Below are 14,348 nucleotides of genomic sequence, written 5' to 3' on the forward strand. Positions count from 1 at the left end.
CTCTTTATTTGCTTTTCATCCTTAAAATATAATGCTATCTACCAGAAACATAGCACGTTTTTTAGCAACCGGTTCTGCTACCCTATTACTATAATCAAGCCCCTCTTTCTTAATTCTATTCAAAGCTTGCATAACAGAAACTAATAATTTCGAGGAGGTTATCTTTTCCGACCGATCCAGTAAATCACAGAGTTTATTTACATAAAGCGTCTGTATCTTATGCTTCGCTTCACTTACAGGAACATTATCAGTCCATTCAACGAATAACCCTTCATGCATACTTTCCAAAAACTCATTTACAGATAACATATCCTCACAAGCATTCTCTGATTCTTCCACCTTCCGAAGAGAACGGATTATTTCCGACATAAGTTCCTCATAAAAACGGTCGAATTCTTGACTGGCATCTATTTCTAATTTATGGGTAAACGATTTATTAAACATCCACGCAGGAGGCTGTAATACATAAGTCTGTATAAAGTTCATCACCTTCTTATTGTAATCAGCCTTTTCCGGTATATAAATATTCTCATCATCGGCTTCCGCAAGACGTTTTCCGCCCAAATGCGACAAAACATGCTGTACCCACTGTTTATAATGATTCAATACCGCTTCATAACGCCCCTGTAATACATATAAAGACGTTTTGTCCGTTACATGCCAGACATCCGGATGTTCACACAAATATTTCAGATTCTCTATTCCTTGTGTATTGACAATAACATGGTCATTACCTAAGTCTTCCGCCTGCGCCCGTACATCTATCCCACCTGAAAAATGCAAGGAAGGATCTTTCTGTTTTTCCTGATTCCAACGCTCTCTGTTCTCTTCTCTTTCAGAAGCATCCTTACCCGGAAATATACGGTATCCCCATTCAATAGCCCACTTATCATATTCGCCGACACGTACCCGCCTGTTTTTCAAATCAACCTTATCTTGAGGACGCAAAGCGTAATTATATCGTACATAGTCCATTATGGAACTTCCTATACTATATCGACTCAAAAAGTCATTATCACGCAACTGGTCTATGGAATAATGGGAACTACCCAGAAAGTTATGTTCCAATCCCAATGTGTGACCCACTTCATGAATGAATACTTGTTTTATCTGTTCCAATTGCAAAGAGTCCGGAAATTCTATGTTCCATGCCTGCGGGTCATTGGCTCCACATTGAGCAAAATACCATTTTTGCTCCAAATTCAACACGCTGCTGAAAATACCGACGTGACAAGCAATAATCTCTCCGGACCGGGATTCACAAGGAGTCGGCCCATAAGCATTATTCTGTCCTGATATCTTCCATGAAATAAACGGATAAGTACTGTCATAAATACTAAAATCCGGATCTTCTTCGGCAGTGGGAGCCAATCGTGCATCAATGGCATTCTTAAATCCGGCTTGCTCGAAAGCAGGACGCCAGTCACGTACTGCCTCAATAATGCAACCAATATACTTTTCCGGCGTGTTGCGATCTATATAAAAGATAATAGGTTGTATCGGCTCCACTAATTCCCCTTTCATGTACTTTTCCTTGTCTTCCGGCTTTATCTCCAAACGCCACCGTTTGATAACAGCTTTCCGGACAGCGGGCTGATCGCCTTGAAAACATTCCTTGCCGATGGAAAAGTAGGCTCCGCTATTTGCAGAAACTGCTTCCAATGGCTTTTTTGATAATAATTTAATGCAAACACCCGTATCCCAATCACCAATATAAGACGGAGAAACAGGTTTGCCGGGCATTCCTATTGACGAACTTCGATAAGCCCGTGATATATGAACCAACAAGCGGTTGTCATATCCCTTGATTTCCTTGATGCAATCTTTCTCTTTTAAACGTGAACCTACCAATAAATCAAAAGATACAATATCGAGCGTAAACAAAGGGAAATCTTTTAATACCTCGCCAATCTCTATCAAACTACTTCCTTGAGTCTTTGCTTTGACCGGCAATCTTTTATAAAGTCTGCTATTCCCACGTTGGGCAGCAATCTTTGCATATATCCCTGCAGGATTTTCAATAATCCTTTCATTCAACGGATCTACTATCCACAATTCATCACCCTGTTTCCTGAAACTGAAGAATACCGGACCTATCATATCACCCGAATATCCGAATTTCTTCTCCATATCCCGATCCGGACGGGCAGGAGCAGTCAAGATAGTAGTTGTTACGGCAAATTCACGTCCAATCAATGAATCCGGAATTTCCCAATATATATGTTTACCACTTCGATAAGTAGTAAACATACCGGGAATAACTTCCACTGGTGCTCCTTCTTTTAGAAAAGTAGCCATATTTGGCTGTTGCCCGTACAAAAAAGTACAGGCAACTGCAAGAAATATTGCACTGATAATTCCTTTTAGCATAAAGAGCGATTTATACTATTCATAATTATAGCTAATATCAACAATCTTCCCAATGAGTTGCTCGGGATCTTCGTAAACACAAATGCTGTTTTCTTCGCGGGATACATCACCTGCCACTGTCAGTTGCAATTCTACAACTACACCTTTATCAGCTGTATTGATGCCTAATCCGAGAGACATGCCGAGTTTCTCCTTATATTCACCAGTCTCCTCATCGTCATCTTCCTCTCTCACACTTTCAGAATCTTTAAATTTCAATGCAACTATCTGTGCTGACGGATCAGTTTCATAAGTATAAAGTTCAATTGCCCTTCCGCGATCAAGATCAATGCGATATAATTTATTACCCGATGTCATAAATATAAGATTTGCCGTATACGCGTAAGAAGCTGCAAATTTTGCTGTTTCTACATTTACTTCGGACGGTAAGGCAATCGTATACTGGGCAGCACAAATCGGATCTTCATCTTGCGCACTGAATTTAAACACAGTCAGCTCTTTTCCGTTCCGAGGAGAAGCAATCGCATAAGCAAAATTTCCCCAATTTCCACCCGTAACAATATCATGTATTTCTAAAGACGGATCAATTACATCCGGATCAAACAAATTAGATTCGTCTGACATTGAATACGTGGATACAGGCTTCTGGTCACTCCATTTAGTACCATAATTACGTATATTTTGAGTAGCCTGATTCATCATATAATCATAATAACCCGGAATAGATGCACTAAGAAAACGATGACTTTCAGAATCAAAAAACAAAAAGCCTCCTCCATACGAACCATAAGCAGAAATAGCAGGAAACTCACTTTCCTTTTTTACCGAGAAAGGTACACAAAATCCATCCATAGGAGCACAATATGCTTTTCCACTATTCACAAACAACTCACCATGAGTACTCATCTTATAGAACTCAATATTCAACGGTTCCCCTTTTCCCGCTGGTTCAAAAAGTATTTTATTCGACGGATATCTCGTTATTAAAGTACTTGGAGTCAACAAGGCCAAGCCCCGATCGGTTACCACCATTAACGCCGGACTTACTTTAAAACCAAAAAAACCCAGCATACTACTTAAAAACGAATCTCCATAATTTTTTCTTGCACTTACCGCCAAAGGTTTTCCTTCTAACGGAAATGACTGATTCAGTTCTGATTTAAAGACATCCGGATAAACATAATATCCTTCCGGAGTACCCTCTATCGCTCCTAATACTCCCTTTCCTTCTTTTTCCTGCAATACAAACCAGCAAGGATTTAAAGGACGAATAATTGCAACTTCACCTATCTGATACCAGGTTGTTCCATTCTTTTTATCCGTAATGACCAACATTAAACCTATATTTTCCGATTCATAAGGCTCGACTGTTACTTTACATTCTTTGCCTACGGAATAATCTTTATAATCACTAAGTCTGTCCGACCCCGCTTTCTTTCCTTCGATTGTTTTCTTCCATTGAAACACAAGGTTTTCCTCATTTTGCTCCAAAGTCTGAGAAATCTCGGGTATAATTGAAATTTCCACTGCTTCCTCTTTAGGCATACGTACCTTCGTTTCAGGTATTACGATAGCCATCGTATTTACATCATGATAATCGTAATCTCCCTTGTCATCGTAACAGCCTGTTTGCAATAAAGCCGATCCGACAAAACTTGCTATATAGATGATATATTTTCTCATAACATTTCTTTTAGTCTTATTCATAATCAATTTCATCACCGTCTTCGCCTAGAATAGGAGGATTTCCTGCTTCAATGTATTCTTTGTAAGCTTGTTTGACCTTGTCAACATCCTCATCTTCCAGATCATTCCACACACGTTGGCATACATCCATAATAAACATATACTTATTATCACTATAACTGCCAAATATCCAATCTTCCCACTCATCCGGCTTCAGTTCCCACCTGACATTTAACACTTCCTGATTCTTTTCTACCAATCCTTTGTCAAACTGATGGAGAGGGTTATCCAAATCAAATTCCAAGTAACAACCATACACATTTCTACCGGACTCTACTTTCGGTCGGTTAATCTTATAGTAAAATACCTGGCAAACCGTATCAAGTTCAGCATATGTATACTTGCTTTCCAATAGTACATCTACTGAATTCTGATAATCGCTATTCGGGGTAACTTTCACACAGAAATCACGATTCTCTTTCAAAAGATCCCCTTGTATTCTTACCGTAAAACTGTCTACAGCATAAGGGTCATCTATCTTCACATAGTCCGTATCAACCAAAGTACGGACATGTGTGCTACTATAGAAATTGATACGAGGTGTCTGGTCATATAAGTCTATCTCGTTTTCACTGCATCCCACATAGATGCCGCAAACAAGAATAGCTAAAACAAAATATATAATACGTTTCATAATGCTTCATCATTTAGAGTTGTTTCCAAAAATATACTCATCATCCGGCAACGTCATCTGATAATGGGCTTCAGTCATCGTTTCAATCCCACAACCATGATAGGTGCTATAATTATGCGCTTTCAGGAAGTAGAAAAGCTGACCTTCCGCGAAATATTCTTTTCTATATTCTTTCATTATCTCATTGATACGTTTAGTCTGATTTTTGTCTTCTTCCGAAGTAGTATCAAGATCATCATATCCGGTAGTTATAATCTCGTCACTGTAAGAGATACCACGTGCAAAACGTACGGTATTCAATGCATCAGCACTTTCTGATGCAGAAGATGCACATTCCGCTACAATATAATACATTTCGGGCAAGCGTATCAAAGGAACTGCATTAGCACCGGAATAAGCATATCCGCCATTCAACGGTTTCTGGTTATATTTTCTACAAAAAACATCTGTTTGACTTGCCCCATTAACAACTTCAAACATTTCCGTATTTTTTCTCCAGTCGGTATTCCCTGCATCGGCTGTTTCATAGAAGAATTTGAATTTATCTCCATCCAGATAGAAACGTTGCTGATTATTGGTATTCTCCATATCCATATAGTTACCAATAAGCAAGTTGGAGAATTCATTCACTGTTATTCCAAATATTTGCTCTGCATAGCGTATGGAATTGTAATTGGAAGCAGTCTGCGACTTGTACAATGCAAAATACTTAGAGGCAGCAATTACCTCTTTAGCATACTCCGTGGCCAATCCTTTGCTTTCCGCATCCCCTTTGTAACAATATACACGGGCCAGCATAGCTTTAACCGCATATAGATTCATACGAAATTCACGATTGACAAGAAAACTATTTTTCTTTGTAAAATCTTCATCCGTCTGGTCGGTAAAGAAATCAAGAGGATCATTCTCTTTCAGTAATTTTTCTGCGTCATTCAAATCTTTGAGAATAGCATCAACCACTTCATTGGCTGCCAGGACAGGAGTAGCATCTTTATCAAAAGTAGTACGGTAGGGTATAGCTTTGGATGCAGGATGTTCCTTATAAACAGGACCGAACATACGCAGCAAATCAAAATGAAGAAAAGCACGAAGCCCAAGTGCTTCTCCCTTCATAGTTTCATAATAGCGTTCGGTAACTAGGACATCTTTATTTTTGTCTACATACTCCAGGAAGTTATTAATATTGGCTATGATATTATACATCGTTGAGTAAATCCCATTCTTCTTACTCAAAAACATGTTCTCATAATCAAATACAATACTCTGGTCGAAAACGGCATTTGTATTATATCCCGGATAATCAGAATATAATCCTGCCAGTTCATCCAAATAAGCATAAGTCAAGTCTCCGGCATACAATGTCTGGGTTCCCAACTTCAAATAAATACCTGTAAGCGCATCCTTAAATCCGGATTCCGACTCAAATTGCTTGTCGGTAGGAATAGAAGTCTTCGGAGATACATCCAACCAGTCGCTGCAAGACATAAGTCCCAGCATGGTTGTTGCTAATAGTATATATATTATCTGTTTCATACAAATATGTTTTTAATTAGAAAGCAACATTCAAAGCAAAAGTAAACTGACGGGAATACGGATAGTACAGACCTCTTTCGCGTTTCACTGTAGACCAATAGAAAAAGTCTTCCATATTAAACGTCACTTTGGCGGAGCTCAATCCCCAATGGCTGATAAATTTTGTATTAGTACGATCCATGCGATAGTAGACAGACAACGAACTTCCCTGGAATATATTTTCATCCATGATAAACCGAGAAGTAGCTTTCGTTTCCCAACCACTGGGGGTAAGAGTACGGAATTGTGCCTTGTCACCCGGTTTAGCCCAACGCAACTGACTTACCCGCCGGTCTACATTATATTTCAGATTGGCATTTTCCACCTTGTCAAGCAAAGTCTGATTATATACCTGACCGCCAAACTGGTATCTGAAACTGACATCTGCTCCCCAACCTTTATATGTAAAGGAAGAATTAATATATCCTTGCCATGTAGGTTCCGTATTACCGATAGGTACTACATCATTCGCACTCCAGTTAACGGCGCTTGTCATTTCTCCGTTACGCTTTAATAATATTTCATCTCCGGAAGCCGGATCAATGCCTAATGAACGTACTACCCAAATGCGCGACAAAGATTCACCTTCTTCATAACGTGGCAATGGTGTATCAGTCAGATTTGATGCATTCATATCATTCCTGTGTTTCATTGCTTCTGATATCTCCAGCAATTTGTCCGTATTATGAGAACCGTTTACCGTAATGGTCCAATAAGCCTGCTTGGCAGTATTCTTATAAGGAATAGCCGAAAGAGAAATTTCCCAACCTTTATTCTCTATCTTACCCAGGTTTTCCGGATAACTACCGAAGCCAAGAGAAGGAGCAAGGCTTATCGAAGTAACCATATTATCTGTTATTTTCCGGTAATACTCCACACGTGCGGTAAGACGCTGGTCAAAGAAACCGAGTTCCAAAGCAAGGTTAGTGCTTTTCGTTGTCTGCCATTTTAAACTTTCATTATGCATAGCCAGGATTTCCGAACCTGTTGCATCCGATGAGTAATAAGGAAGCAGCAAATTAGAGTATGTATAATAACCATGTGCCTGATAAGGATCAAAACCTTGCGAACCGGTCGTACCGTATGTACCCCTCAAAATGAAATCGGAAATAAAAGATACATCTTTCATGAAGTTCTCTTTTTTCAAATCCCAGCGCAATCCTGTTGACCAGAAAGGAGCCCAACGGTTATTTTTTCCAAACTGTGAAGAACCGTCCAAGCGTATATTAAAGTCGAACGAATACTTATATTTATAAGAATAACCTCCGGCAGCCACCCAACCGATAGAGCGTGTTGTCCTCTCATCGCCCGTCACTTTCTCGTTATATTTCTTACCAAACAACAAGTTATCCATATTATCATTCGGGAAACCGGTCACATAGTTTCCATAAGTCTCCGAATTATTCTCCAATACACTCATGCGTGCATTAGCAGTCAGATAATGGTCTTTCAATTGCTTGTTCCAGCTTCCTGTCAAATCGATTCCCCAACTGACAGCTTCACTCTGGCTTCTGCGGTAATCACCTCTTAAGGTAGGATCGGTCACATTATCAAAAAGCGTATGTTGTGCAGGACGGAAAATATCACGATGTCCTACACTCTTAGATAAATTGAAAGCTCCTTCAAACCGCAATTCATTAGTAGGATTATATTCCACCTTGAAAAGTTCACGTACTGTAAAGTTCTTGCTTTGGTCTTTACTGTTGAATGTCGTATTGTACATCGGATTCAGATAACTCGATTCACCGCCTACTCCTTCAAAATTATCAAGCCGTTTCTGTATCTCCCCGTTCTCTCCATACGGACGCAAATAAGGATTCAAGCGGGTATATTCACTGAAACTTCCCCACGGAGACTCATTAGCTACCGAATTATCCAACGTAATGCTATTCTTTAATAACACTTTTTTCAGACGATACTGAAAATCAAGCGATCCGGTCAATACATCACGCTTACTGTCTTTCATCACACCCGGAGAACTATTGTATCCTACATACATCCGATAACGCAAGGCTTCATCACCACCTTCCAATGTAACGGTATGCCGTTGTTGGAAAGCTGTTTGCAAAGGTTTGTCCAACCAGTACGTATTTACTCCCGCCAATACTTCACGCAATTTAGACTGATAGAGCTGCCATTTTTCAACAGTCTCGCCACCGTATGTATAAAGTCCGCTTTTTAACTCTGCATCTATCTTCTCTCTTGCATTCATCAAGTTATATCCGGTCATATCCGGAGCTTCAATACGAAGTTCCCCACCATAAGTCACCCAAATCCGTCCCGGTTTGGGCGTCTTGCTTTCGATAACAATTACTCCATTTGCCGCACGTGAACCGTAGATAGCCGTAGCTGCCGCATCTTTCAACAAAACGATAGAAGCAACACGATCGGGATCCATATCGGCAAGTGTCTGTATACTGATTTCAAATCCGTCCATGATAAGCAACGGTTGGTTGGCATACGTCTCATACTCGCCCTGAACTGCCAGCACATCATTACTGGTAGAATTAAAATCTACAGATTGTGTGCCCATATCCATATTTGCACTACCACGCATACGCATATCAGGCAAACCATTCGGATTAGATCCCATATTGATATTATCCACAATACGAAGTCCAGGAGCGACAGCGGCTATCGCTTTAGCCACATTGTTCGTACTATATTTCTTCAGATCCTCACCTTTGATAGTAACAGCCGAACCGGTAAATCCTTCTTTCTTTCTGTTAAACATACCTGTCACCACTACTTCATCCAGCGCCCTTGTATCAGATTTCATCACTACCGACATATAAGATGAAGGATGCAAAAACTGGGTTTCCAAACCTACATACGATATTCTGACACGGCTATCTTTCGGAACATCAGAAAGCTGAAAATTACCATTATTGTCTGTGATAGTACGGATATTACTAGGATCTTCCACTATAATAGTGGCACCAACCACCGGAAGCCCGTCTTCTTCGGAAAGCACTTTTCCTTTTACTTGTGAGAAAAACTTTTTAGAATCCTTTTGTGTGATATTGATGAATTGTCCGTCAATGTGATATTTCAACGGATTTTTTCCAATAATCACCTTCAACGCTTCATCAACTGTAGCTTTTTCTACTTTTCCGGTAGAAGTATAAGAGCTAATTTCATCATAGATAAAAAGAACTTTATACCCCGATACTTTTTCAAAACGTTTAAAAATAGAGGGTAACCCTTCATTTTTAAACTCCATTGTTATTTGCTTTTCTTTACCTGTCTGTGCTTCTACACGCCATGAATAGGCAAAAAGGAAAAGCAAGAATAAAACAATGAACTTCTGTGCCTGATTTCTTTTCATAAGCCTGAATAGTTAAATAATATTTCATTCTTTTAATTGTATACGAAGTTTAAAAAAGAATGGTTACCCTTAAAATAGTTTTTTTTCAGAAATATATTTTTCTATTCAGATTTATATCTTTTTGCTTGCTTTTTATTCGATAATTAGTTTTCCTGCTTCAAAATAAGCATGTATTCTCTCCATTCGATTCAATAATTCAATCAAGTGAAAGATGTCCTGATGACGATTTGCAAAGAAATGCATACGAAGATCCATGATTTTGCTATTGCGGAACTCAATATCTATATTATACCAACGTCCTATTTCTTTCATCATGTCAACCAGAGCAACATCGTCAAAATAGAAAAATCCTTCCTTCCAATACAAAAATGATTCAATATCCACCTCATTCACGGCAAATGTTCCGTCAGAAGAAAGTTGTACGCTTTGTCCTGGCACCATTTCAACACTATGGACTCCACAAGTATCGCTCACAGCCACTTTTCCTGTAATGAGCGTAACACGGACATCAGTAGGAGAGTAGCTACGTACATTAAATTCCGTTCCCAATACACGAATCTGCAGATTTCCACTTTTCACGATAAAAGGATGTGCTGCATCTTTAGCAACTTTAAAATAGGCTTCACCTTCCAAAGAGACGACTCGTTCTTTTCCTTTGAAAACAGTAGGATAAGCCAAACGACTGTCTGAATTCAAAAATACTTCAGTCCCCTCGGATAAAACAACTTTAAATGTCTCTCCTCTAGGAATACTTAATCTATGTATCTGTACTTTCTGTTTCCCTACTTCCTTGGTTTCTGTCTGAAGGAGAGCACGACTATAATCTATTTCCTTAGAAGACAACTGCGCAGTAGAGTAAGACGAAAGAGATTCTACCACTTCTTTCAATGGCTTTATTTCTTTCTCATCATTCACTTGTAAAGTGACTTCCCGGGCAATATGATTGGCTTGAAACACTTTAATGATTTCCGGTTGTGAGGAAATCATCATTGCACGCAAAACTAAAATGATAGCAACAGCCGCCGCTACACCTGTGACACTAGCCCACAGTATGCGTGTATTTTTTCTTCGATCATTCTTAGAATGTTTATTACGAAAATCTGCCAGTTCTTTCCGGACATCAATTGCCAGTAAATTTTGCTCTTTCTGCATCTCTATCACAACCTCCGTCAAATCAGAACATGCTTGCAAACATTCCTCATCTTCTTCCAAATTATGCAATTGACCAGCAGTTATACGCGAACGATTCTCCATAATTTCCAGGAGTTCTTCTTCCGACTTACTTATATTTATATTCTTTTCATCCATAAATAATGTATTCAATCTATATATATTTACGTTTTAAAGTCAATTCCGGTTACCCTTTTGGCCTAATTCTTCGCGAAGAATACGTAAAGCCTTTACTATATTCTTATGAATAGCCGCGACACTTACATTTAATTCTTCGGCTACTTCTTTATATTTCTTATTATGAATATAGCATGCTTCCAAAATATGATAATTATAAGGAGTCAACTTCTTCATAGCTTCACGAATACGCAAAACACGAGAATCAGAATTTTGCGAATCGCCTTCTATCATTTTATCAGTCAATTGCGCAGTAAACTCTACATATTCTTCATGAATATTTTGCTTGCGAAGGTAATCTATGCAACGTGTACGGATGATTGTATAAAGATAAGTTTTCGCCGTTGCTTCTTCTATCTTTTCATAATTACGCCACAAATACTCAAAAGCATCACTTACGATATCCCTGCATACTTCAGCATCATTTATGAAATAGTATGCAAAATATACAAACTGTGCATACCATTCATTAAACATTTTGTCAAAAGTAGCCCTGTCATCCATTTAATATCGTATTCTTCTGTTATTTCTGGCAGACAAATATACATTAAAACTTAATACGTAGTTGCATTTGTACATCTGCTTTTTTATTTCCATAGATTAAATCATTGCCGGAACCAATCTCATTCCGGTCTAAATAAATGGTTTCTCCAAACTTGGTTATCAATAGAAAGTGTTTGTTCAGTTCATATCTCAAACGGATACTACACCGGAATCCACGACCTTGAAAAGACGGAGTATAAAACGTATAAAGCAATCCGCTTTCCGAAGCATATACACGCGAGTCATAATCGTCTGTAAAAAAGTAACTGCCCTGAACGTCAGCAAACAGCCTGGCCCAAGGCAGTTGGGAGGATATCATTTGTGTAACCTGATATCCTTTATTAGCAGCTCTGTCCTGAGAATGAAAATGATTATAATCTAAAGTTGTACGACTGCTTAACACATCTCCCAAAGAATAGTTCAAACGATAGCGAAGTTGATGGTGAAAAATAGGAAGTGTTAGTGTTCCTTTACTACCTGTCCAGTCACGCTCTTTTTGTTTATAACGATACCTTAGATACATGGATAAATTGCTGTATGGAGTAAAAGTGGTTTGGAACAGAGCATCTGTTCCGCGGGAGGGTTTATTCACTCTGTATTTTTTCCACGGAAAGGAAAATAAATCGAATGAGGCGAAAAACTTCCAATAAGCAAAAGGAGAAGTTTCCAAGCCGATATAATATCCCTGTTCATTTTGTGTCGTACTTCCTTCACCGAATGAATGGGCAAACATAGCCCAATAGTTATAAGAATAAAACCGATGTATCAACATGATTTGAGTGTTTTGAACCGGTGAATATTGCAAACGATTCAAAGAAGCCCAACCTTGTTTTCCGATTGCCGTCTCTCCCTGAAAAGAAAAACGATGCCATCGGTAAGCATAATCTATTCCCAGATTATAGAAGTTATTTCCATGAAGATTGTATTTGGAATAACCTGTTAATTCCGGTTCGTATGGTCGGTTGAAAAGGTAGTAAATACCGGTGATACCCAATCGGATACGGTTGTGTTGATAACTCACGTGTCCACCTGTTAATTGCATGGTGAACAGGTTCTTTTTATCCGCTTCCTTTTGACTTCGATGCAGCCCGGTTTTGTAGATAGAAGTGATTGTTCCATCAGTGATTACTCCATCCAGAGAACGGTGTGAATAGAAACCAGAAATATCCCAATCTTTTGTCAAAGAAACAGTGGCAGCTACTCCTCGAAAATAGTTGTATTCGTCAGCAGAAGAATGTTTCTTTATCCCGCTATTACGGTTATTGAAAGAAGAAGCGTAAACTGTTTTTCCCATCAAATAATCAGTACTAATCACCAGACCTTGTCCGAAACTAAGCCGATAGTTACCAACAGCTAATGCTTTTAATCGTCCACAATCTTTTAATAACAGATAAAAGGAATAATAATCATAGCCGTAGCGATTATGTAAAGCTCCAAAAGGTTCTCCGGCATCTTTTTCAGCAACGACTCCTGCATAGAGCCGGTCACTGTATCGGAAACTGTATTTCACAGAGTTATAAACAGAAGGTCCTAAATAGGTATGTTCATAACCTTTTCGCTTATAAAATGGTATATCAAAGCGGGTTAAGAGTTCATTCTTTCCATACTTCGCTGCGTTTTTCAACAGGCTTTTCCACCGGAAAGCAGATTCATTGTTAATAGCTTTTATACAGACGAAAGGCAGTAAATACTGGATTGTTTGCTTATCCATCTCTTCTACCAGTTGAAGTTCATAGATGGTTTTCATCTGTCCATGTATATAGATGTAGGCCAACAGATGTTCAATCTGAATATCACTAAGGAAAGGAAACTGTTCGAGTTGTTCACGGGTAGCAACATTCAAATTTACTGGTTCTTGCATACGATTGGAAAGTTCTTCCAATTCATTTTCCCAATTAGGAGTATTAACAGAGTTATCAGTTCCGTTATTAACAGATAAATCTTCAAGAATATCTTCTAAAAGACTTTCAGAAGGGTTTTGAGCACTACAAGCAGGAATTATTAACAGGCTGTTTATAATACTTATCAACCGTAAAAGTTGAATCGTTTTCATCAATAAAATGGTTTATTCTTCCTGCTTTTTAACAGATAAGGGCGCAAAGATACTTTAAATAGGTTAACATCGAAGAGAAATGTCTGAATAATAAAATTTTAATTCTATTTTTGTATCGTGAAAAGAAGGCTTAACATAGTAGTAATGACGCTGTTTGCTATTGTTTGTTGTTCGTTGCGCCTGCAAGCTCAAGAAAAACAAAGCATCAATGGATATTTGGTTCCGATGTGCATCTACAACGGAGATACCATTCCATGTGTCCAGTTAAGAACTGTGTATATTTTCCGTCCGTTGAAATTCAAGAATGAAAAAGAACGCCAGGAATATTATCGCCTGATCCGCAATGTGAAAAAGGTATATCCTATCTCCAGAGAAATTAACCAGGCCATCATCGAAACTTACGAATATCTTCAGACATTACCCAATGAGAAAGCCCGCCAGAAACATATCAAACGTGTTGAAAAAGGCTTGAAAGATCAATATACTCCCCGAATGAAGAAACTTTCTTTTGCACAGGGAAAACTGTTGATTAAATTAATAGACCGCCAAAGCAATTCTACCAGCTATGAACTGGTGAAAGCATTTATGGGACCTTTCAAAGCGGGATTCTATCAGACTTTTGCTGCATTGTTCGGAGCCAGTTTAAAAAAAGAATATGATCCGCAAGGTGAAGACAAACTAACGGAACGTGTAGTGTTGATGGTGGAGAACGGGCAGATCTGATTCAACAACATTTTATAAATACAGGAAAGAAC

At 38.7% G+C, this 14,348-nt stretch carries 9 protein-coding genes; 1 reads left to right on the plus strand and 8 read right to left on the minus strand.

Annotation, left to right across the window (positions count from 1 at the left end; translation table 11 throughout):
• Positions 1-21: 21 nt before the first annotated feature.
• From NQ505_RS04980 to NQ505_RS05015, 8 genes are all read right to left on the minus strand, one after another.
• On the minus strand, positions 22-2,370 hold the full coding sequence (locus NQ505_RS04980; RefSeq protein WP_008646934.1) for a zinc-dependent metalloprotease: 2,349 nt from the start codon (positions 2,368-2,370) through the stop codon (positions 22-24).
• 15 nt (positions 2,371-2,385) lie between these two features.
• The gene (locus NQ505_RS04985) at positions 2,386-4,053 is read right to left on the minus strand and encodes a PKD-like family lipoprotein (RefSeq protein WP_004308449.1); all 1,668 of its coding nucleotides are present in this window, start codon (positions 4,051-4,053) and stop codon (positions 2,386-2,388) included.
• 16 nt (positions 4,054-4,069) lie between these two features.
• A complete protein-coding gene (locus tag NQ505_RS04990) occupies positions 4,070-4,750 on the minus strand; it encodes a DUF4843 domain-containing protein (RefSeq protein WP_009001332.1) in 681 nt (226 codons plus the stop codon).
• A gap of 9 nt (positions 4,751-4,759) precedes the next feature.
• Positions 4,760-6,283 carry a RagB/SusD family nutrient uptake outer membrane protein gene (locus tag NQ505_RS04995; protein ID WP_009001331.1) on the minus strand — a complete coding sequence of 508 codons (1,524 nt, stop codon included), beginning with the start codon at positions 6,281-6,283 and terminating at the stop codon, positions 4,760-4,762.
• Between the two features lie 16 nt (positions 6,284-6,299).
• Positions 6,300-9,650, minus strand: coding sequence for a SusC/RagA family TonB-linked outer membrane protein (locus NQ505_RS05000; RefSeq protein ID WP_009001330.1), 3,351 nt, complete (start codon positions 9,648-9,650; stop codon positions 6,300-6,302).
• Positions 9,651-9,782: 132 nt separating this feature from the next.
• Complete coding sequence (locus NQ505_RS05005) at positions 9,783-10,958, minus strand: FecR family protein (protein ID WP_009001329.1); 1,176 nt, start codon at positions 10,956-10,958, stop codon at positions 9,783-9,785.
• Between the two features lie 39 nt (positions 10,959-10,997).
• On the minus strand, positions 10,998-11,501 hold the full coding sequence (locus NQ505_RS05010; protein ID WP_009001328.1) for a sigma-70 family RNA polymerase sigma factor: 504 nt from the start codon (positions 11,499-11,501) through the stop codon (positions 10,998-11,000).
• A gap of 43 nt (positions 11,502-11,544) precedes the next feature.
• Positions 11,545-13,593, minus strand: a complete 2,049-nt coding sequence (locus NQ505_RS05015) for a helix-hairpin-helix domain-containing protein (protein WP_009001327.1) — start codon at positions 13,591-13,593, stop codon at positions 11,545-11,547.
• Positions 13,594-13,737: 144 nt separating this feature from the next.
• Here NQ505_RS05015 and NQ505_RS05020 point away from each other — a divergent pair, with 144 nt between their 5' ends.
• Positions 13,738-14,316 (plus strand): DUF4294 domain-containing protein, encoded by a 579-nt coding sequence (locus NQ505_RS05020; RefSeq protein ID WP_004324145.1) that lies wholly within the window; start codon positions 13,738-13,740, stop codon positions 14,314-14,316.
• Positions 14,317-14,348 lie beyond the last annotated feature (32 nt).

It is taken from the genome of Bacteroides sp. D2 (assembly GCF_025147085.1).
In the GTDB taxonomy this organism is placed as follows: Bacteria; Bacteroidota; Bacteroidia; order Bacteroidales; family Bacteroidaceae; genus Bacteroides.

Excerpts from the sequence above, each read along its gene's own strand:
- NQ505_RS04980 (WP_008646934.1), bottom strand. The coding sequence starts at position 2,370 with ATGCTAAAAGGAATTATCAGTGCAATATTTCTTGCAGTTGCCTGTACT.
- NQ505_RS04985 (WP_004308449.1), bottom strand. The coding sequence starts at position 4,053 with ATGAGAAAATATATCATCTATATAGCAAGTTTTGTCGGATCGGCTTTA.
- NQ505_RS04990 (WP_009001332.1), bottom strand. The coding sequence starts at position 4,750 with ATGAAACGTATTATATATTTTGTTTTAGCTATTCTTGTTTGCGGCATC.
- NQ505_RS04995 (WP_009001331.1), bottom strand. The coding sequence starts at position 6,283 with ATGAAACAGATAATATATATACTATTAGCAACAACCATGCTGGGACTT.
- NQ505_RS05000 (WP_009001330.1), bottom strand. The coding sequence starts at position 9,650 with ATGAAAAGAAATCAGGCACAGAAGTTCATTGTTTTATTCTTGCTTTTC.
- NQ505_RS05005 (WP_009001329.1), bottom strand. The coding sequence starts at position 10,958 with ATGGATGAAAAGAATATAAATATAAGTAAGTCGGAAGAAGAACTCCTG.
- NQ505_RS05010 (WP_009001328.1), bottom strand. The coding sequence starts at position 11,501 with ATGGATGACAGGGCTACTTTTGACAAAATGTTTAATGAATGGTATGCA.
- NQ505_RS05015 (WP_009001327.1), bottom strand. The coding sequence starts at position 13,593 with ATGAAAACGATTCAACTTTTACGGTTGATAAGTATTATAAACAGCCTG.
- NQ505_RS05020 (WP_004324145.1), top strand. The coding sequence starts at position 13,738 with ATGACGCTGTTTGCTATTGTTTGTTGTTCGTTGCGCCTGCAAGCTCAA.